The 20,604-nt window shown below is 34.1% G+C and carries 15 protein-coding genes and 2 pseudogenes; 8 read left to right on the top strand and 9 right to left on the bottom strand.

Annotated features, from left to right (window positions below; all coding sequences use genetic code 11):
• Nucleotides 1-39 precede the first annotated feature (39 nt).
• The 3 genes from ABWU64_RS03300 (at nucleotide 40) to ABWU64_RS03290 (ending at nucleotide 2,826) form a co-directional block, all read left to right on the top strand.
• Complete coding sequence (locus tag ABWU64_RS03300; protein ID WP_353279226.1) at nucleotides 40-270, top strand: hypothetical protein; 231 nt, start codon at nucleotides 40-42, stop codon at nucleotides 268-270.
• A gap of 88 nt (nucleotides 271-358) precedes the next feature.
• Nucleotides 359-1,903, top strand: a complete 1,545-nt coding sequence (locus ABWU64_RS03295; RefSeq protein ID WP_353279225.1) for a hypothetical protein — start codon at nucleotides 359-361, stop codon at nucleotides 1,901-1,903.
• Between the two features lie 65 nt (nucleotides 1,904-1,968).
• Nucleotides 1,969-2,826 carry a sulfite exporter TauE/SafE family protein gene (locus tag ABWU64_RS03290; RefSeq protein ID WP_353279223.1) on the top strand — a complete coding sequence of 286 codons (858 nt, stop codon included), beginning with the start codon at nucleotides 1,969-1,971 and terminating at the stop codon, nucleotides 2,824-2,826.
• A 1,158-nt stretch (nucleotides 2,827-3,984) separates the two neighbouring features.
• Here the strand turns inward: ABWU64_RS03290 and ABWU64_RS03285 are convergent.
• The 4 genes and pseudogenes from ABWU64_RS03285 to ABWU64_RS03270 form a co-directional block, all read right to left on the bottom strand.
• On the bottom strand, nucleotides 3,985-4,842 hold the full coding sequence (locus ABWU64_RS03285) for a sulfite exporter TauE/SafE family protein (RefSeq protein WP_353279223.1): 858 nt from the start codon (nucleotides 4,840-4,842) through the stop codon (nucleotides 3,985-3,987).
• Between the two features lie 65 nt (nucleotides 4,843-4,907).
• Nucleotides 4,908-5,864 carry a hypothetical protein gene (locus ABWU64_RS03280; RefSeq protein WP_353279222.1) on the bottom strand — a complete coding sequence of 319 codons (957 nt, stop codon included), beginning with the start codon at nucleotides 5,862-5,864 and terminating at the stop codon, nucleotides 4,908-4,910.
• A pseudogene (locus ABWU64_RS03275) lies at nucleotides 5,854-6,291 on the bottom strand (IS6 family transposase); the annotation flags it as partial. The gene ABWU64_RS03280 and the pseudogene ABWU64_RS03275, both read right to left, overlap by 11 nt.
• Nucleotides 6,292-6,366: 75 nt before the next feature.
• Nucleotides 6,367-7,356, bottom strand: a complete 990-nt coding sequence (locus ABWU64_RS03270) for a ribonucleotide-diphosphate reductase subunit beta (RefSeq protein WP_353274717.1) — start codon at nucleotides 7,354-7,356, stop codon at nucleotides 6,367-6,369.
• A 129-nt stretch (nucleotides 7,357-7,485) separates the two neighbouring features.
• On the opposite strand from ABWU64_RS03270, the gene ABWU64_RS03265 reads away from it, so the two are divergent.
• Nucleotides 7,486-7,824: an outer membrane protein assembly factor BamE gene (locus tag ABWU64_RS03265; RefSeq protein ID WP_015587711.1), complete on the top strand. Its 339-nt coding sequence runs from the start codon at nucleotides 7,486-7,488 to the stop codon at nucleotides 7,822-7,824.
• 52 nt (nucleotides 7,825-7,876) lie between these two features.
• Here ABWU64_RS03265 and ABWU64_RS03260 read toward each other — a convergent pair whose 3' ends face one another.
• Nucleotides 7,877-8,404, bottom strand: coding sequence for a hypothetical protein (locus ABWU64_RS03260; protein WP_341815998.1), 528 nt, complete (start codon nucleotides 8,402-8,404; stop codon nucleotides 7,877-7,879).
• Nucleotides 8,405-8,600: 196 nt separating this feature from the next.
• Here ABWU64_RS03260 and recO point away from each other — a divergent pair, with 196 nt between their 5' ends.
• Nucleotides 8,601-9,329 (top strand): DNA repair protein RecO, encoded by a 729-nt coding sequence (gene recO / locus ABWU64_RS03255; RefSeq protein WP_341815997.1) that lies wholly within the window; start codon nucleotides 8,601-8,603, stop codon nucleotides 9,327-9,329.
• Nucleotides 9,330-9,351: 22 nt separating this feature from the next.
• On the opposite strand, the gene ABWU64_RS03250 is transcribed toward recO, so the two are convergent.
• Genes ABWU64_RS03250 through clpB form a run of 4 tightly spaced genes read right to left on the bottom strand, consistent with a single transcriptional unit; the run spans nucleotide 9,352 to nucleotide 18,255 of the window.
• On the bottom strand, nucleotides 9,352-10,728 hold the full coding sequence (locus ABWU64_RS03250; protein WP_341815996.1) for a PleD family two-component system response regulator: 1,377 nt from the start codon (nucleotides 10,726-10,728) through the stop codon (nucleotides 9,352-9,354).
• Nucleotides 10,700-10,990: a hypothetical protein gene (locus ABWU64_RS03245; protein WP_015587715.1), complete on the bottom strand. Its 291-nt coding sequence runs from the start codon at nucleotides 10,988-10,990 to the stop codon at nucleotides 10,700-10,702. The genes ABWU64_RS03250 and ABWU64_RS03245 overlap by 29 nt, the downstream gene beginning before the upstream one ends.
• 5 nt (nucleotides 10,991-10,995) lie before the next feature.
• The gene (locus tag ABWU64_RS03240) at nucleotides 10,996-15,666 is read right to left on the bottom strand and encodes an NAD-glutamate dehydrogenase (RefSeq protein WP_353279220.1); all 4,671 of its coding nucleotides are present in this window, start codon (nucleotides 15,664-15,666) and stop codon (nucleotides 10,996-10,998) included.
• Nucleotides 15,667-15,693: 27 nt separating this feature from the next.
• Nucleotides 15,694-18,255, bottom strand: a complete 2,562-nt coding sequence (clpB, locus tag ABWU64_RS03235) for an ATP-dependent chaperone ClpB (protein WP_341815993.1) — start codon at nucleotides 18,253-18,255, stop codon at nucleotides 15,694-15,696.
• Nucleotides 18,256-18,473: 218 nt separating this feature from the next.
• On the opposite strand from clpB, the gene ABWU64_RS03230 reads away from it, so the two are divergent.
• The 3 genes and pseudogenes from ABWU64_RS03230 to ABWU64_RS03220 all read left to right on the top strand — a co-directional run bounded on the left by ABWU64_RS03230 (nucleotide 18,474) and on the right by ABWU64_RS03220 (nucleotide 20,530).
• Nucleotides 18,474-18,740: a hypothetical protein gene (locus tag ABWU64_RS03230; protein ID WP_353279218.1), complete on the top strand. Its 267-nt coding sequence runs from the start codon at nucleotides 18,474-18,476 to the stop codon at nucleotides 18,738-18,740.
• A 345-nt stretch (nucleotides 18,741-19,085) separates the two neighbouring features.
• On the top strand, nucleotides 19,086-19,283 hold the full coding sequence (locus ABWU64_RS03225; protein WP_341815992.1) for a hypothetical protein: 198 nt from the start codon (nucleotides 19,086-19,088) through the stop codon (nucleotides 19,281-19,283).
• Nucleotides 19,284-19,559: 276 nt separating this feature from the next.
• Nucleotides 19,560-20,530 (top strand): annotated as a pseudogene (locus ABWU64_RS03220) (IS110 family transposase).
• Nucleotides 20,531-20,604 lie beyond the last annotated feature (74 nt).

Below are 20,604 nucleotides of genomic sequence, written 5' to 3'. Positions count from 1 at the left end.
GATATGTTAAAATTGTATTAATTTTTTAAGGAGAATATTATGAAATATCTTCAAATAATACCTGACTCTCTAAAAGAGAATACACACTATACAATAAGATCAGGTTTTTTATTCAATATTCTGGATCCAATCAATCAAAATTTCGAAATGTCCGGTGATAAGTTCAAAGAATTGGAGCATAGGATTGCAAGACTAGAAAATTATGTGAAACATCAATTCTCTTCTTCAACAGAAGATTTCGCATTTTCAGAAGAATTCGGATTGTTTTAAGCAGATATAGTTAAGAACTTGGTTTAGCAATTTTAGAGTTGCTAAACCAAATATACTACTTATACGGTAGAAACTATATGTAAAAACATTGGAAAACTCAAGACAAAAAGACCTAGATTTATGCCGCAAAGACTTTGGTTTCTTTGCGTTTCAAGGGATGCTGCGAGTATTTAACATTAGACTCAATTTAAAGAGGGAGAATGGTAGCAAGAACTATCTGTGGCTGCTCTTTAGCAGTGTTAATCGCTTGGTGTTTGAAAAAGCGCACAGTCAGTGGTGGAACATACCGCCCCGTTGCGCTAAGACTACGCTCGGGTTTATCTTTCATGTAGCATTTGCCCTTGGCAATAATCCAAGGGCAAAATTCATGTACATCACTCATCAAAGGGATTTAATGCGTGAGAAAATGAACGAACTGCATATTGTTCTTGAGTCGCCATTTTATAAGCAAGTTTTTCCCAATGTCAAGATAGTTGGACGTAGAAGTACAAGAGTAATAAGAACCAAGGAAGGAGGTTTTGTTAATGGGTTTTCAATATCAGGGCATGTAACCGGTACTGGAGCTGGGGACAGCTCACTTGATTTTGATGAAGGTCGAAAATATGGTGGCTGCATTATTCTTGATGATCTACATGATGCAAGCTGCGCGTATAGTAGAGTATCGCTGATCAGTGCCTGTCAGAAATTTGAGCAATGTATAACTTCAAGGCGCAACACTGCTGATACACCATTTTTGGTGATTGGGCAGAGAATCAGTGTTTACGACATCTTTGGTTATTTGGATAAAAAGTCAGAGAGGCAGTTTGAAAAGATCATCATTCCAGCAGTGCTAGAAGATGGCACCAGTATTGATGAAAACAGACTGCCGATGGAGGAGCTAAGAATTAAGGAAAAAGCAGAGCCTTATGTCTATCAATCGCAATATATGCAGGATCCTCCAGAGCCTAAATGGCAAATATTTAATGAAAAATATTTTCAAAAGATTGATTTTGCTTATGAGAAGATTGGTGAAAAAGATCTGGTGGCGTTCATCGATCTCAACAGTGGTTCGCTCAAAACACTTGATAGAACAGCGGTAGGAGTGTTTCAGCCGTTCTTTACGAAAAGTGAGTTTGCACATCAGCCAAAAAGATGTGGAGTATGGGTGGATTTATTGGCAAGAAAGCTTGACCCAGCTACAGTTGAACATGATATTCATGAGTTTCTAAGTAAATACGAAGATAGGCTACATGGAGTAGTCGTGGAAGAACGTGGAATTGGCTTTAAGGTGATTGCAGATCTTAGGACACTGCTGCCAAACACACTTATTTTAGGCTCAAGAAGAACGAGGTCAAAGATGGAAGTGTTTCAGTCTTGTAGTCAGTTTGTTGAGCAAGGTCATATCTTTCTTGAGAAAGCGGAAAGAGATTTTCATTATTTAATCTTCGACGAATTTGAAAAGATTCATACTGAAACTGAGTTTACCGATGATATAGCTGATGTCCTCAGTGAGTTCATCATGTGGTTCCCCGAAAAAAACCGTCTTGGGATACCTTGTCCTGACGATATGTATAATCATAAAGTGTTAAAGAACGACGCTATCTCTGTGAGAGCAAAAGCACCTTTTTCTTGTTTAAGTGTTTGTGATACTTAGTTAAATTCTTGACTTTATTATTTAAATATATCATAATTAAAGTATATTTTTAATAGGAGTTTGATATGCTAGCACGCGAAAGTTTAGACGAAAAACAACTAGAATTATATTCTAGGTTAGAGCTTGACATGAAAATTTTAAATAATAAAATCGAGTATGAATTTGAAGATGCTTTAGACGAAGATTTATTACCTCTTTTTACGGCAATTAATGATGAAGGCTATACACTTATTGGAACTTTTGAATCAGTTGATATAACAAGATTTAGAGAAGTTTTGAATGAAGTGCAAAAGCGGGGTCTTCTTCAAGACATTGTAAAAGCAAAGATTTTATCTTCTAAAAATCAAGATGAGGTGAAATCTATTTCACTGATTGAATACATTACGGATCCTAATCGCAAATCTTCGTTAGATTTTCTACATGCAATTCAGGGAAGTTGTGGATTAGAATCATTCTGGAAAGTTATATCTGAAGATGATCGTGAAAGGATTAAAACTAAATTAAATGAAGATGAACATAAAGACGTGCTAGATGAAATCAATCGAATTGAGGAGATCAAAAGTGAGGGAGTACAAATTGATAATACGGCAGATGACAATCTATCTGAAACTAGCTTAGCTAGTGATGAAAGTACCATAAATAGTAAAAGTAATTCAGCTAATGAAAGTGAGTCAAGGAAAGATGCAGCTAATAAAGCAATTGTCGCTGGTGCTATTTGTGGTGTTATAGCTGGATTAGCAGTTGGTGGTGGGCTTTTTGCTGCTGGTGTTGCATTACCAATACTGGCTCTAATTGGCATAGCGGTAGCTGCTGCTCTAGTAACAGGACTTGTTGCTGGTGGTATTACATATGTAATATCTAGTAAGATAGAAAATCCTGACACATCAAGGTTGGAAAAAGAACAAGATTTGCAGCCAAATTAAGTAAAAGGAATAAAAGACTTCTTCCTTTTCTCCAAATTTTTTAAGGTATCTAGATACCCTTAACAGGATTTTAGATACCTTACTTACGATATATATAACCATAAACTCGCACAAAAGCACCTTTTGCTTGTTTTAGTTATTCACAGAATTGTTAATAACTAAGTTGATAACCTAGTAGAGTATATAATTTTACATTTCTGAGTACTTTGAAGATTTATAATAAATATGATCTCCAAATACTAATATATATATAATTGAAAGCAAAAGAACTGTGGATAACTCTAAAAAAGATCAAAAAAGGCATCAAAAAGAATATGATTAGATTGAAATATTTACAGAAAAACTTACCTAATTGGTAAATATCTCAATACTTTTTAAAAAAAAGACAAATAAAGGGCTATGTTAGAACTAAAAATTGAAATTTTAAGTGTTTTTAAAGTAGCAATTTAATCTAAAGAGGTACTTTAATAGTTCCTTTTAAGTACTAATCCGGAGGTTCGACAGGTTGTTGTTTAAAAGATTGATGAATGTTTTTATTAGTATTGAAAATTACATAATGTGTATTATGGAAAATATAAGAAACACACGCTTTCAGCAAGAGAAAATGCAATTTTTGCTCTTCTCAAACAGCATAAAAAAGTGCCTGTTGAACCTCCAGATTAATGCTCAATTGATATTTTTAAAGTATTACTTTAAAAATACTTAAAAATTTTATCTTTTAGGAAAAATTTTCCAAGACTACCCCCTTATTGGCTTTTGTTAGAAAAATATTAAAATTATAACCAAATATGTAATCTTTTATATGATTGTATTAGCTTGGCTCCCTTAATGGTTGTTTCTTTTTTTTTAAAATATTAAAATAAGTATAACTTTTTAGAGTTATCCACAGTTCTTTTGCTTTCAATTATATATATATTAGTATTTGGAGATCATATTTATTATAAATCTTCAAAGTACTCAGAAATGTAAAATTATATACTCTACTAGGTTATCAACTTAGTTATTAACAATTCTGTGAATAACTAAAACAAGCAAAAGGTGCTTTTGTGCGAGTTTATGGTTATATATATCGTAAGTAAGGTATCTAAAATCCTGTTAAGGGTATCTAGATACCTTAAAAAATTTGGAGAAAAGGAAGAAGTCTTTTATTCCTTTTACTTAATTTGGCTGCAAATCTTGTTCTTTTTCCAACCTTGATGTGTCAGGATTTTCTATCTTACTAGATATTACATATGTAATACCACCAGCAACAAGTCCTGTTACTAGAGCAGCAGCTACCGCTATGCCAATTAGAGCCAGTATTGGTAATGCAACACCAGCAGCAAAAAGCCCACCACCAACTGCTAATCCAGCTATAACACCACAAATAGCACCAGCGACAATTGCTTTATTAGCTGCATCTTTCCTTGACTCACTTTCATTAGCTGAATTACTTTTACTATTTATGGTACTTTCATCACTAGCTAAGCTAGTTTCAGATAGATTGTCATCTGCCGTATTATCAATTTGTACTCCCTCACTTTTGATCTCCTCAATTCGATTGATTTCATCTAGCACGTCTTTATGTTCATCTTCATTTAATTTAGTTTTAATCCTTTCACGATCATCTTCAGATATAACTTTCCAGAATGATTCTAATCCACAACTTCCCTGAATTGCATGTAGAAAATCTAACGAAGATTTGCGATTAGGATCCGTAATGTATTCAATCAGTGAAATAGATTTCACCTCATCTTGATTTTTAGAAGATAAAATCTTTGCTTTTACAATGTCTTGAAGAAGACCCCGCTTTTGCACTTCATTCAAAACTTCTCTAAATCTTGTTATATCAACTGATTCAAAAGTTCCAATAAGTGTATAGCCTTCATCATTAATTGCCGTAAAAAGAGGTAATAAATCTTCGTCTAAAGCATCTTCAAATTCATACTCGATTTTATTATTTAAAATTTTCATGTCAAGCTCTAACCTAGAATATAATTCTAGTTGTTTTTCGTCTAAACTTTCGCGTGCTAGCATATCAAACTCCTATTAAAAATATACTTTAATTATGATATATTTAAATAATAAAGTCAAGAATTTAACTAAGTATCACAAACACTTAAACAAGAAAAAGGTGCTTTTGCTCTCACAGAGATAGCGTCGTTCTTTAACACTTTATGATTATACATATCGTCAGGACAAGGTATCCCAAGACGGTTTTTTTCGGGGAACCACATGATGAACTCACTGAGGACATCAGCTATATCATCGGTAAACTCAGTTTCAGTATGAATCTTTTCAAATTCGTCGAAGATTAAATAATGAAAATCTCTTTCCGCTTTCTCAAGAAAGATATGACCTTGCTCAACAAACTGACTACAAGACTGAAACACTTCCATCTTTGACCTCGTTCTTCTTGAGCCTAAAATAAGTGTGTTTGGCAGCAGTGTCCTAAGATCTGCAATCACCTTAAAGCCAATTCCACGTTCTTCCACGACTACTCCATGTAGCCTATCTTCGTATTTACTTAGAAACTCATGAATATCATGTTCAACTGTAGCTGGGTCAAGCTTTCTTGCCAATAAATCCACCCATACTCCACATCTTTTTGGCTGATGTGCAAACTCACTTTTCGTAAAGAACGGCTGAAACACTCCTACCGCTGTTCTATCAAGTGTTTTGAGCGAACCACTGTTGAGATCGATGAACGCCACCAGATCTTTTTCACCAATCTTCTCATAAGCAAAATCAATCTTTTGAAAATATTTTTCATTAAATATTTGCCATTTAGGCTCTGGAGGATCCTGCATATATTGCGATTGATAGACATAAGGCTCTGCTTTTTCCTTAATTCTTAGCTCCTCCATCGGCAGTCTGTTTTCATCAATACTGGTGCCATCTTCTAGCACTGCTGGAATGATGATCTTTTCAAACTGCCTCTCTGACTTTTTATCCAAATAACCAAAGATGTCGTAAACACTGATTCTCTGCCCAATCACCAAAAATGGTGTATCAGCAGTGTTGCGCCTTGAAGTTATACATTGCTCAAATTTCTGCATTCAAATCATCAAGAGCGGCAGTAATACTGCCGCTTTTATCAATGACAATTTTCTCAGGAAGATAGTTACTCCTGAAGGCTTTACGAAAGAATGCAAGTGCTGCAGACTTGTCTCTACTAACACACAAGAGGAAGTCTACAGTATTACCAATAGTGCTCTATATAAATAAACCCATTTACCGTTTAATTTAATGTAGGTCTCTCCAATTACTACCAACCTGCTTCTTTCTTTTCCTTACTGCCTAATCTATCAGTGGTGATAAACCACTTTGTAACGTAGCATGGTCAATTTTTGCTCCCCTTATACTCATAATTTCTTCCAAATCTCGATAGCTCAAAGAGAATCGACATTTCATGTATACAGATAACATCGCTGAAAAGCTAAATCCTTTGAAATATGGCAATAATTTTTGATTGATACGAAACATCTTTGCTTTATTTTTAGACAATTATATCATTCTTCTTTCTACTTCCCTACAAATGCGACAGAACCGAAGTTACTGCTATTCACTTTTTGTATCGTTTTTAGCAAAAGCTTCCTCCCAAGTGCCTTGAGTCGCTGCACGGCTATACTCTGTTACTCTATTTTCAAAGAAATTTGTATGTTCCACGCCATTTAGTATTTCATCAAGCCACGGAATAGGGTTATCTTTAACATTATATATAGATTTAAGACCTAATTGCGTTAACCTTCTGTTTGCTATGTAACGTATATAATTGCGCACTTCCTCTGCAGATAGCCCTTCAACATCTCCTAAATCAAAAGCAAGACTTATAAATTCATCTTCAAGATCAACAATAGTGCGACATGAAGAATATAATTCTTCTTTGAACTCGTCATTCCAAATTTCATTATTCTCTTTAATAAATGTATTGAACAAATTGATAATTGAATTGGTGTGCAAGGTTTCGTCACGTGCTGACCAAGCAATTATTTGCCCCATACCTTTCATTTTTCCAAACCGTTGAAAATTGAGCAAAATTGCAAATGATGCAAATAACTGCAATCCTTCAGTGAAGGCACCAAATACTGCTAAAGTTTTAGCAACATGTTTTTTATCGTGCTTTTTACTTTCCTCAAATTCTAACATGTATTCATACTTCTTTCTCATAGCATCATATTTTAAGAATGCTTGATATTCACTTTCTGGCATGCCAATCGTATCTAGAAGGTATGAATAAGCTGCAATGTGTATAGTCTCCATATTGGAAAAGCTTGCAAGCATCATACATATTTCTGTTGGCTTAAATATATTTGAATAATGCCTCATATAGCAGTTATTTACTTCAATATCTGCTTGAGTAAAAAACCTAAAAATCTGGGTCAATAAATTTTTCTCTACATTCGAAAGTTTAGTTTTCCAATCTTTCACATCATCAGCAAGCGGGACTTCTTCAGGTATCCAGTGTATCCTTTGTTGCTGCAACCATGCATCATATGCCCAAGGATAATTAAAAGGCTTGTATATTGGATCTGCTTCTAGCAATGACATAAGGTACCTAATTATTTTGAAGTAAATATTATATTAAATGATATTGAGAATCAGTCAATTTAACTTTTTTGAAATTTGACGACAGATAGTTTATCAGTGTATTATGATTTCAAATAATTAATTGACAAAATGCGAGTATTAATATTTTCTGTTTTACTGTTTTCAGTAGGCTGCATGCACACTATCCATAATCACGGAGTTCCTGGCATTAATGTTGAACTGTGGAGCAAAATAAAAGTAGGTGATGATAGAGAAAAAGTGGTTCATACTTTAGGATCGCCAACATTAGTATCAAAATTCGACGAAAATGTTTGGTACTATGTCTCATATAAAATTAAACAAGCTAACTTCTTGGGAAAAAGGAAGTACAGTAGTAAGTCTCTGCAAATTTCGTTTAATCAGAATGACGAAGTTACAGATATAAGAGAAATCAACGTTGCAGAAAGGTCTTTAGCTGTTGTTGATTGAAAATTTGCTGATCTATTTTTTATCACAAGTAACTAATTTAGGTAACGTAAATTCACCTATTTAGAATAAAATCTAACGTGACTTCGCGCCAAATGTGATGATGCTCAGCAGGTAAGCCAATTAACGGGCTACATTTATACACTGCACGCATTGCATTATCTGCTGCTGATCTAAAAAGAGGATTATTTTGATAAGAACTACTATCTGCTACGTTGGCTACAACGATCTCGCCTTTACTGGATAATAATAAGTTAATTTTTATACTAAAATTTTCTTTATAAACTATGCCCTCAGGAATGCTCCAACACTCTGTCAGTTTATCCCTTATAGAATTAATAATTTCTGTTACAGCCAATTCATCATCTTTGTTCTCAATATTTTTCTTATCTCTTATTTCATTTTTCACCTCTTTGATGTCTTCTCTTAGTTTTCTTTCTACACCCTTTTTTCTTTTGGGAATTGGAATACCCTCATCAATTTCCTGTATTTCAATAATTTGCCTCGGTTGTACTAACTCAACTAATTCTTTTTTTCTTTGTGGTATAGGAATAACTGACGAATCATCCGTTTGGGCTTTCATTGAAAAAAGCAAAAAACAACATAGAGACAAAAGAAGAATATAATTAAAATAGAGAGGGCGCATATGTTAAGCAGCTTGTTTTACTGGTTTAAAGCTAATATTGCACATAAAGTCAATATATTTCAGTTGACTTAAACTCAAATTTGCTACACTAATTTTATTATCTCTATAATATCATATGGTCAATATACTCTAAATGAGATGGAAAGATGAAGGTGTTATTATAGCTGTTAAAAAATACGGTGATAAAAATTTAATTCTTTCTCTATTTACAAAAAATCATGGAAAGTGCAGAGGATTAACTAGGTTAACAAACAATAGCAATTATAAGTTTCAAATAAGTAATCTATTACATGCAGAATGGAGTGCTAAGCTACCTGAAAATCTAGGTTTTTTAAAGTGCGAATTGATTGAATCTCCATTTCATCATTTCTTTCAAGATAGGTTAAAAAGCATTGCTATTGTTTCTTTCTCGTCTATATTAGAAAAAGTGCTTCCAGAAAGTGAATCCTGCATCAAGTTGTATGATAATTTTAGACACTTCATCGATGTAATAAAACATAATAGCCAGTTTTGGCAAAGTCATTACCTTAACTTAGAGCTTCTGCTTCTTACGCAACTTGGATTTAAGTTAGACCTATCAAAATGTGCTGTAACAGGTGTGAAAGAAAATCTACAATTTATTTCTCCAAAAACTGGTAGAGCAGTGTCAAAAAAAGTAGGTGACTGTTATGCAGATAAATTACTACCTTTTCCACAGATGTTGCATGATGTATACAATCACAACCTACAAAATAGCTACTCATATCAAGAATTCAGACTAGGGTTAAAAATTACAGGGTATTTTTTAAATAAATATCTATTTCTGCAGTTAAATGCAAAATTTCCGGAGTTGAGAAATTTTATGCTATCATTTGAATCTTAGTTACTACTTATTTGAAAGAACTTCAACCAGTAACCACTCTATTTCTACCACTGTTTTTTGCTTTATATAAATATTTGTCAGCACGTACTATAAATTTTTTAACATCATCGAGGTCAGATCTTTGCATTGCTGAAATTCCAATGCTCACAGTTACATTATGGGTTGTATTTTTACCCACAAGTATAAAAGGTTCTTTGGCAATAATTTTCCTTATTCTCTCTGCGATAGTATACGCATCTGATACATTGGTATCTGGCATTACAACAACAAATTCCTCACCACCAAACCTAGCTAATAAATCTGTCACTCTGATATTTTCAGAAATTCTTTTCTGTATTTCCTTTAAAAGTTCATCTCCAGCATTATGCCCAAAGTTATCATTCACCATCTTAAAATAATCTATATCAAGTATCATAAGAGATAAACTTCTATCTTTTTCCACAGAATCCTTAACAATATTTCTTAAGTGTGCATCAAAATATCTTCTATTATAACAGTTAGTTAATGGATCCTTTATAGACATTTCCATATTATTAAATAAATTCATTCTCAAGGCATCTTGATACCTTTTGCGTTTCACTTGCAAATTAACCCTAGCTATTAATTCACTCTCATCTAAAGGTACTGTTAAATAATCATTAGCACCTACATCAAGTGCCTTTACTAAATTGCTTTTATCATAATCTTCAGAAAGGATCAGAATTGGTGTATAACGTGTTTCTACTTTACTACGAAACTTAGAGCACAACCGTAGGCCGTCAGTTTTTGAAAACTGCATGTCAGAAATAATCAGGTCGTAATTATCCTTAATACCAACCTTTAATGCTTCTTTTGGATCGTGCAGTATTTTAATTGATCTGAAGCGTTGCTTTAGAACATTGTGTATCTGCTCTGCTTGAAAGGTGTCCTCATCTACAACAAGTATGTTAGCATCACAAATCTGATTAGAATAATCCATAATACTGCTTTCTGCTACTCCACCAATCTCAGCATTAGTTTCTCCTCTCAAGCACAACTCATCTATTATCATCTTTAAGCGCACAAGAGACTTAATTCTTGCAGATAAAGCAGTTTCATCTATCGGCTTAGTTAGAAAATCATCCGCACCAGCATTAATTCCTTCCACTCTATCATGAGTGTCATGCAGCGCAGTTACCATAATTATTGGAATATAAGTCGTTAAGGGATCATTCTTTAGCTTCTTACAAACCTCAAAACCACTCATTTTTGGCATCATGACATCAAGTAAGATAATATCTGGCTGCTGTTCCGCTACTAAATCTATCGCCTCCTCGCCATCATAAGCTACAATAACTGTATAGTACTCTGCTTTTAGCTGAGCCTCCAAAAGCTTAACATTAGATGGTATATCATCTACTACTAGGATTTTTGCTGTCATTTTTTTTACTATCTACATTGTAAGTAGGATAAAGCTTGCCATCTTCACCAATTATGTAATTGACTTTTTCAACGTTATGCTCTTCATATAATTCTTTAATTCCGGTATCCTTCAACAATTTCCTAACTCTTGATTTTACAACCCAGAAATACCTATATATATTTTTAATAAGATTAAGAAATACAGGTACTTTACTTTTATCAAGAACAATTATACTCACTAAAGCTACAACTAAAATTTCTGAAAGACCTATATTAAACATTTTTCCTATGAAGCAAGTACTTTAACTCTCCTGATTATGAGTATTAATTTACTTAAATCAAGTTTAGAAGCAACCATCTCATCTAAAAAACTATTGTAACGTTCTATATCATCCTTATCATTAAGAACCCAAGTTTGAACCTTATCTACATGATTATCAGTAGCTTTTATAACTTTAACAGCTAACTTATAATGATAATTGCTTAAATCATCTAATAAGTCATTAATTAAGCTGCGATCCCAATAGGAAGAATGGCTTTTCATCTTGACAGCAACTGTTCTAATCATATCAAGCCTTAGCAGCGACTTTAATTCAAAGTATATTTTACCAGCTTCAAAGATGGATAAAGATGTCTGTTCAGCAATAGATATAACGTCCAGCGCATAAATAAGAATACGTAGATCAGCAACCCTTTTTGCTAAATCTTTATCTATATTAAACTCTATCAAAGAAGTTAATCCATGATTATAGATCTTTAATAGGCGCTCATCTAAAATCTCATGGCCTAAAGTCTCAATCGCATCCCTAAATTTTATAACATCATCTAGTTCTACAAGATTAAGCTCACCAAGATTTTTTACTAACCAAAATGATACTCTACCAATAAATTTTTGCACACTTCTCACTACCTGCAAGTACGAATTAACATCAATCTTTCCATCCAGTTTATCAATTTCCTGCCACAGGCTATTTAAATTATATAGGTGATTAACAACGATATATATGTTAACTGCTTCATGTACTTTAATTCCAGTACTCTCAACCAAATTATTAATAAATATACAGCCCATCCTATTTACCACATCATTTGCAATGCAAGTAGAAATAATTTCCCTAGAAAGTTGGTGTTTCAATATGGAATCCTTGAACTCTGTTACCATCCTTTGTGGAAAGTAATTTAGTAAGTAATCACGGCACAAGAAATCTTTTTCAGGTAGCTCAGAGTATATAATTTCATTCTTTATTGCTGTTCTTGCATAAGACATCAGAACAGAAAGTTGAGGAGAACTGAAACCTTCTGTGCCAGTTAACATTCTCGCTACTTCTTCTTCAGCTGGCAAGCATTCTACATCTCGGTTTAATAACCCAGATTTCTCTAAACTGAGTAATAATTTATGGTGTTGCTCCAACCTTTCTTTAGCTTGTAAGCACTCAAGGAGCAATGCTTTTGTTTCAACCCTGTTATGGTCCTCAAGTACCTTAAATGCAACTTCATCTATCATGCTAGCCAGTATTTCATTCCTTTTTTCCAAAGGAATTCCCCCTTCTTTCATAATTGCAACAAAAGCAATCTTGATGTTAACTTCAAGATCAGAACATATTACTCCTGCTGAATTATCAATAAAATCTGCATTGATATACCCACCTATTTTAGCGTATTCTACCCTTCCAAGCTGCGTGCAACCAAGGTTGCCACCCTCTATAAACATAGAAGCTCTAATATCTTTACCATTTACTCTCAGCTCATCGTTTGCTTTGTCACCGACCATGCTATGATTTTCACTCTTTGCCTTAACAAAGGTGCCAATTCCTCCATTCCATATGAAGTCCACTTCTGCTTTGAGTAGATATCTAATCAAATCACTTGGAGGCAGTATATCTTCTGTTATATCAAAGCATTTTTTCATTTCTTGAGAAATGTTTACTTGCTTGCTGCTACGCTCAAATACTCCTCCACCCTTAGAAATCAAATCTTTGTTATAATCCATCCAAGTTGAAAATGGTAACTCAAAGAGGCGTTTACGCTCTGTGAAACTCTTTTCTGCATCAGGGTTTGGGTCAATAAAAATATGCATATGGTTAAATGCGCCGATTAAATGTATATTTTTTGAAAGCAGCATACCATTTCCAAATAAGTCGCCAGCCATATCCCCAATTCCAATAACAGTTGCATCCTGGTAAATATCCTTATTCATTTTCCAAAAATGCCTCTGCGCTGCAATCCATGCACCTCTGGCTGTAATACCCATCTTTTTGTGGTCATAACCTGCTGATCCACCAGATGCAAATGCATCTTCGAGCCAAAAGTTACATTCAGAGGATATTTCGTTTGCATAATCAGAAAATGAAGCAGTGCCTTTATCTGCTGCAACTACCAAATATGGATCATCTTCGTCATACCTAATCACATTTTCTGGTGGAGTTATTTTGCCATCAACTACATTATCAGTAATATCAAGCATTCCTCTGATGAAATTCTTATAGCATTCAACACCTTTCTCCCTTAAAATGTTTTTGTCTTTATAAACTTGCTTTATTACAAACCCACCCTTTGCGCCAACAGGTACAATGACCGCATTTTTTGTCATCTGGGCTTTCATGAGTCCCAAAACTTCAGTGCGAAAATCTTCCGTTCTATCCGACCATCTCAAACCACCACGAGCTAACCTCCCTCCTCTTAGATGTATTCCCTCAAAAAGGTTTGAATAAACATACAATTCACGGTATGGGCGCGGGTCAGGTAAACCATTTATTTTACTTGAATCAAATTTGATAGATAAGTATGGCTTATCATCTTGATAATAACTGGTTCTCAAAATTGCCATTATCAAGTTAAATATCGAACGCAAAACGTAATCATGTGAAACGTTACTGATCTCTTTTAGTAATTCTTCAATTTTTTCCTGGAAAATGTTAGTAGTTTCTGCTCTATCAATATCTATATTAGGATTGAATCTTGCACGAAATAGCTGTATCAGATATTTCACTATTTTTGGGTACTCTGAGACCACTTTTTGGATATATTCTGGGTTATAGTTAAATAACGTCTGCTTTAGATAGGCACTTAACACCCTAATAAGAAGCACTTCCTTCCATTTGAGCCCAGCAATAATGATCAAACTGTTGAAATAGTCATTTTTAATTTCCTTGTTGAACACTTTTGCAAGCGTTATTTCAAATTGCTCTTTCAGAGTAATGTCACTTATTAACTCATCGACTCTTGATAACACAAAGTGGTGTATCCATATTCCACCATTGATTTCTATATAATAACCATTATGAGATAGAATTTTTGCTCCTAAATTCTTAGTAATTTTTAATATCTTTGATAATTCAAGACCACCATTGCTTGGAGTGTAAACTTTTAACTGATAGTTAAGATTGTCACAAGTAAGTCTCAAATCAACCTCACTTACTCCTTTCTTCCTTACTATCTCCAATTTTTTCATGTCGTAATATGTATCATGAGGTTCAAAATTCTCTTGATAGCTTACCGGAAATGCATGAGAATAGCGGATGAATACATCCTCAACAGTGCTAAAAGTATTATATAAATTGTCTATAAAACGATCTTCCCACTTTTCCGTAATGTTTCTTAATTTGTTTTCGATATGCAAAACCTCATCATCAAGAACGCTAGCATTTTTGGCCTTTAGTACTACATGTAATTTCATCAGATCATATTCATTGATAATGTGATTGTTATAAATATCTGAACTTCCTGCACTTGTTTCATCCCTCAATATATCACGTATCTTGAACATTAGCCTAGCGCTAGCATAACGCATCGGTATCAGTACTATGCAACTAATAAAGTTCCCTAGCTTTCTCAAAAATAACTTGACTCTTGGTCTAATCGCAAGAGACATGATCGAGGTGCAAGTTTCAAATAACTCGTCTTCATTTGATTGGAATAATTCGTCACAAGAAAATGCCTGTAAAATGGAAATTAAAGCTTTATTGTTATGGCCACCAGGAACAAATCCTGCCTTTTTTTCTATTGTTGTAACCTTATCCTTTATTACCGGAATAGTTCGAATATCTTGCACTTCTGCTATAGAAGTAAATAGCCCAAAAAAATGCTGTTCCCTTATTACATCACCCTGATCATTAAATTCTTTCACTCCTATACAATTCATATAGGTACGCCGATGAACTATTGAGATTAGGTCTGATCTTAGTATGTATAAAGAATTCAAGCTTTCAGAAGAAATTGATGAATTTTGGTACTCTTCACTTGCTCTCATTAACCCGAGGCTCTCCTTACCACTTATAGCAAGCTTTCCTTCTTTATTTGTAATGTATTCTTGATAACCTAAAAATACAAAATTGTTATTTTTCAACCAAGCTAGAAAATCTCTGCCTCCAGCATCCAATGCCGGATGCTCAAGAAGCTTCTTGAGCATCAATTGCCAGTCCTTTACAACGCAGTTAACTGCTTTTAGCGTCTTTCGTAGAGATTCTTCTAGTGTATCAACAAAGCTACCACTTATGCCTTTAATAATTACATATATTACTGACTCTTTGATTCCATTACTTTCTTCCAAAAGATGAATTTTATCTATTAGGCTATTTTTTCTTTGAACATTAATTATGCTGTTACTATAATAGCATATAGTTAAACCGCGTGACTTAATAGTGGAAATGACAGAATCCACTAAAAAGGGCATGTCATAATTTGTGATTTTAATTATAGTGAAATTGCCTTCTATTCCTGAAATATCATTTACATTACTTACTGCCAATTTACTTTCTTCTTTTTCTTTTTTAAGAATGAAGTTGTATGCATCTTCTGCAATGTATAAAAGAAATTTATCGTTGACTTTTAGGTCACTATTATAAACAAAATTATAAAAGTACTGTATAAACTCTTTAATTTTTTCTTTCTCTTTTTTATTCCCTTGATCAACTAGCTTAAATAAAGACTCAACATTAACATTATGATTTATACACATTTTTCAAAACAAAAATACACAGCGAATCTAGATCTTTTTAACTAAGATTTCGTTACCAGAAGTATACACTATTAGCTCATCTCCTTCTACTATTTTCCCCGATAAAACTAACTTAGCTAGATTATTTTGAATGCATTCTTGTATTACCCTTTTCAGAGGCCGCGCTCCATATTCAGGGTCATATCCAGTTTGTGCCATTAGTTCTTTAGCTTCTTGCGATAAACTAATACTCAGTTTACGCTTAGCAAGCATCTTTTGTAAATAAGAGAATTGAACATCTATAATTTTATCAATGTCATCTTTGGTTAAGCTGTGGAATATAATAATTTCATCCAGTCTATTTAAAAATTCTGGACGAAACGCTGACTTAACTATTTTCATCACCTCATCTTTCACAGATTCGGTAGCTCCTCTTAGCATCATCTCAGCTCCAAGGTTAGAAGTTAAAATTAGTATGGTATTACGAAAATCAATTAATTTGCCATGGCTATCGGTGAGTCTACCTTCATCCAAAATCTGCAGTAGTATATTAAATATATCTGGATTTGCCTTTTCTATCTCATCAAATAAAATTACCTGATATGGTCTTCTCCTTACTGCTTCGGTTAATCTGCCACCTTGTTCATAACCAACATATCCTGGAGGCGCACCAATTAACTTTGAAACGTAGTGTTTTTCCATATACTCTGACATATCAAAGCGTAGAAGTGCTGATTGATCATCAAACAAAAATTCGGCAAGAGATTTTGCTAACTCTGTTTTTCCAACTCCGGTTGGACCTAAGAATAAAAATGAACCAAAAGGTCGATTAGTATCCTGAACACCAGAACGGGAGCGCCTTACTGCATTACTTATCGCTTCAATTGCATCTCTCTGCCCTATTACTCTTTTTCCTATTTCATTTTCCATGTTAAGGAGCTTTTCCTTTTCACTATGCATCATGTTATCAACTGGAATGCCTGTCCATTTTGAAACAATATTTGCAATATCACTCTCAGTAACTTCTTTCTTTAGGAAACTATCAGTAACTTTTTCCTGATTTTTTAACTCATTTTTAAATTGAGGAATCACACCATACATCAACTCCCCTGCCCTTCCTAAATTTCCATTGCGCTGAGCCAATTCTAGCTCTTTTCTCGCGTTATCCAATTTTTCAGCTGTTTCTTGTATTTTAGCTATCTTATTCTTTTCCATCTGCCATTTACTGCTTAAGTCAGCAAATTTACTGTTTAGACTTTCAATTTCCTCATTTATCTTTTTTAAACGTTGCTTAGAGTTTTCATCACGTTCTTTTTTTAAAGCTTCTGATTCAATTTTTAGTTGTATAATCTTTCTCTCAAGTTCGTCAATAACCTCAGGTTTGCTATCCATCTCAATTCTTACTCTGCTTGCTGCCTCATCAATTAAATCAATCGCTTTATCAGGTAAAAATCTATCTGTTATATATCTATTAGAAAGCGTTGCAGCAGCAATTATTGCACCATCTGTGATTCTAATACCATGGTGCACCTCATATCTCTCCTTCAAACCTCTCAGTATTGAAATAGTATCAGTTTCAGTTGGTTGAGAAATAAACACAGGCTGAAAACGCCTTGCAAGCGCAGGATCTTTCTCTATATGTTGACGATACTCATCTAAAGTTGTAGCTCCTATACAGCGAATTTCTCCACGCGCAAGAGCAGGCTTTAGCAAATTTGAAGCGTCCATTGCACCACTTGTTGCTCCTGCTCCAACTAAAGTATGAAGCTCATCTATAAATAAGATAACTTTCCCCTCTGCTTTTGAAATATCATTGATTACTGCTTTTAATCTTTCTTCGAATTCTCCTCTGAATTTTGTTCCAGCAATTAACGCACCTAGATCCAAAGCTAAAACTTTTGCATCACGCAAACCAAGTGGTACATCATTTGCAACAATTCTGTTTGCCAAACCCTCAACTATTGCAGTTTTTCCAACACCAGGCTCACCGATCAGCACTGGATTATTTTTTGTTCGCCTTAGCGATACCTGCATAGTTCTTCTGATCTCCTCATCACGACCAATTACAGGGTCAAGCTTACCTTGCATAGCAAGCTCTGTAATATCTTTTGTATATCTCTTTGCCGCATTTAATTTTTCCTCGCTATTTGGCGAGTCTGCACTGCTACCTTTTCTCATTTCTGCAATAACCGAGTTCAATTTGTATGGTGTGACACCACCTTCTGCTAAAATTTTACCTACAGTATCATCTTTTTGTGCAGCAAGACCCTGCAATAAACGCTCAACAGTAACAAATGTATCTTTATTCCTCCTCGCAATACCGATTGAATCCTCAAAAACTTTTGCTACCTCTCTTGAAAGCTGAAGGCCACCACTCCCTGGCCCTTCAACTACTGGGAATTTTTTAATTACATTATTCGCAGCATCAGAAATATTCTGTACATTCCCATCGCAAGAGCCTATCAGATCCTGAACAAAACCTGATTCATCTTCAAGCATTACTTTAAGTAAATGTTCAGGCATAAAAATCTGATGCCCAGCTCCCAATGCTTTCATTTGAGCACTTTGAATTAGGCTTTTTCCTTTTTCGGTAAATTTATTCAAGTCCATAATATAAATTTAACTCATATTTGCTGATATATATAGCAACCACTTCCTCAATTTTAAACCTAAAGTCATTTATTAATAAAAATTTTCTAAGTTCATACAAAACAAGGAAAAGCAGATTCTCTACAAAAGAGAAAACCTATATTAAAATATTAATTTGTTTTAAAACCAAATTAATGTTAAGATATAAAGCATATAGCTTAATTTTTTTACAAAAAGCAATGAATATCAATGATTTTAACATAAAGAACTTAACAACAATTTCTATAGTACAAGAAATAAAGAATGGCGTCAGGCTTGTTCCAGACATAATCAAACCTGGAATACAGGGTATATTTTACGCTGCAGGAGGAGCATTATTTACATACGCTTATGGGTTTTTTGCACAACAAAAAAGTTATGAAGATGGTTATATGGAGGGCTACAAAAAGGCTACAGTGAAGGATTTAACCAAGGTTATAACAAAGACTTTAATCAAATTGCCTTAATTGCTGGAGCTGCTTGTGTTGGAGCTGCTATTGGAGCTGCATCTATTATGTATTGTACTAAATGTAAACAACAAGATACTCATATTGCTAACGCTCAAATAAACCAGGTAATTTCTAATAACTTAGCTTTAGTTGAGTAAAACCAAGCTAAAAAGCAATCTCATAATCATTATGCTGAGAAAAAATTCAGTGTGTAATCAGAAAAAATAGAGATAATGTTTTCTGATATGTTGTAGTGGATTAGGTTCAGGTCCCAGTAGGAGCGAGTTTAAATACTACATAGATTTGTAGCTTTTTTTGCTACCTTTACTGTAAAAAAGGGGTAGTACTTTAGCTATAGCAACTTTGTTAGCATCAGGAGTGTTTGCTGCAGCTCCTTATGTTAGTTTCTTAGCTCCAGTTGCAGCGTTAAGTGTTGGCCTTCCATTTATTATTGGTGGTGCTGTATTTTCTGCTCTAGTTTTTGCGCTTTCAGCTGCAGTGCAAAGAGCTAACAATTACTTCTTCTTGTTTAGATGCTCAAAATGCCAAAGAAAAAGCTAAAATGTAAAAACAACTAGATAAAAAGGTAGAATACATTATTAATTCTGATGAAGATTGTAAGTTAAAAATGTGATATAAAAGAGATAAGAGGAAAAGATAACCCTACTCACTATAGGAATAGGGTTATCACGGGCGTGTGCGACCGAGAGGAAGTTGGTATTACAACCGTTCGCATCAAGGTACACTAGACCATCTCTCGATACGTTTGAATAGTTGTGTGGGACATATATATGCACCCGTTTACAATCTTAAATTAATAAAACTATCGAGGTTATCATGGTTAGATCTTATCAAAATTTTATTGGCATTGACATCGAAAAATTCAAGAATGTTGTTGCAGTTCACAAGCAGAAGAATGCTGTCGAATTTGACAATAATACTTCTGGTTGGCAACGATTGTGTCAAAAGTTCTCAGATATCTTACCTAATTCTTTAGTGACTTTAGAAAATACAGGAAAATATGAGCTTGGTTTGTCGAATTTTCTTATTGACAAGAATATCACCGTACATCGAGCTAATACCCGCAAAGTAAAAAGTTTTATTTTATCTCGCGGAACTTTAGCAAAATCCGATAAATCAGATGCAAGAGTTCTTGCTCAATATGGATTTGAACGCCATAGAACTCTCTCTATTTGTACCTACTTCTGAAAAACAATCAACCTTGGTTGCGCTTTGTCAACGTCGTGATGACATCACGCAAATGAGAGCTCAGGAAAAATGTAGACTGGAAGCACCTGAAAACGACCATATAAGAGAAAGTTGTCAAAAAAACTATTGAATTCTTTAATAGCCAAATAGATGAACTCAATAATACTATACAAAAAATCATTGATGAAATCCATGAGTTACAAGAACATCAAAAAATCCTTAAAACAGTTCCTGGAATAGGTAAAAAGTTATCACAAGATTTTCTGTGTTTAATACCGGAGCTTGGTTACTTAAACAGAAGAGAAGTAGCAAGTCTTGACGGAGTTGCATCTAATCCTAGGGAAAGTGGTAAAGCTGTTGGTTATCGAAGGATTATAGGTGGTAGAAGTAGTGTCCGTAAAAAGCTTTTTACAGCTGCCATGTCTGCTGCAAGGTCCAAATCTGTACTTGGTGCCTTTTATTCCAAGCTTGTTGAAAGTGGTAAGAAGAAAATGGTAGCTATAACAGCTCTAATGCGAAAAATTATAGTAATTGCTAATGCAAGACTTGAAGAAGCAATTAATTTGCATACTTTCACAATGGTAACTGAAATTGGCTAATGAATATGTGCGTCCACACAGACTTAAAGCACATATTCATTAGCTAAGCAGAAATTGTTATGGCAGCTGTTTGA

The sequence above is a fragment of the Wolbachia endosymbiont (group B) of Xanthorhoe designata genome (assembly GCF_964028585.1).
Lineage (GTDB): Bacteria > Pseudomonadota > Alphaproteobacteria > Rickettsiales > Anaplasmataceae > Wolbachia.
The sequence above is the reverse complement of the archived record's forward strand: the minus strand, read 5'-3'. Positions and strand labels throughout refer to the sequence as shown.

Excerpts from the sequence above, each read along its gene's own strand:
- ABWU64_RS03300 (WP_353279226.1), top strand. The coding sequence starts at position 40 with ATGAAATATCTTCAAATAATACCTGACTCTCTAAAAGAGAATACACAC.
- ABWU64_RS03290 (WP_353279223.1), top strand. The coding sequence starts at position 1,969 with ATGCTAGCACGCGAAAGTTTAGACGAAAAACAACTAGAATTATATTCT.
- ABWU64_RS03285 (WP_353279223.1), bottom strand. The coding sequence starts at position 4,842 with ATGCTAGCACGCGAAAGTTTAGACGAAAAACAACTAGAATTATATTCT.
- ABWU64_RS03280 (WP_353279222.1), bottom strand. The coding sequence starts at position 5,864 with ATGCAGAAATTTGAGCAATGTATAACTTCAAGGCGCAACACTGCTGAT.
- ABWU64_RS03270 (WP_353274717.1), bottom strand. The coding sequence starts at position 7,356 with ATGTCATTGCTAGAAGCAGATCCAATATACAAGCCTTTTAATTATCCT.
- ABWU64_RS03265 (WP_015587711.1), top strand. The coding sequence starts at position 7,486 with ATGCGAGTATTAATATTTTCTGTTTTACTGTTTTCAGTAGGCTGCATG.
- ABWU64_RS03260 (WP_341815998.1), bottom strand. The coding sequence starts at position 8,404 with ATGAAAGCCCAAACGGATGATTCGTCAGTTATTCCTATACCACAAAGA.
- recO (WP_341815997.1), top strand. The coding sequence starts at position 8,601 with ATGAGATGGAAAGATGAAGGTGTTATTATAGCTGTTAAAAAATACGGT.
- ABWU64_RS03250 (WP_341815996.1), bottom strand. The coding sequence starts at position 10,728 with ATGACAGCAAAAATCCTAGTAGTAGATGATATACCATCTAATGTTAAG.
- ABWU64_RS03245 (WP_015587715.1), bottom strand. The coding sequence starts at position 10,990 with ATGTTTAATATAGGTCTTTCAGAAATTTTAGTTGTAGCTTTAGTGAGT.
- ABWU64_RS03240 (WP_353279220.1), bottom strand. The coding sequence starts at position 15,666 with ATGTGTATAAATCATAATGTTAATGTTGAGTCTTTATTTAAGCTAGTT.
- clpB (WP_341815993.1), bottom strand. The coding sequence starts at position 18,255 with ATGGACTTGAATAAATTTACCGAAAAAGGAAAAAGCCTAATTCAAAGT.
- ABWU64_RS03230 (WP_353279218.1), top strand. The coding sequence starts at position 18,474 with ATGAATATCAATGATTTTAACATAAAGAACTTAACAACAATTTCTATA.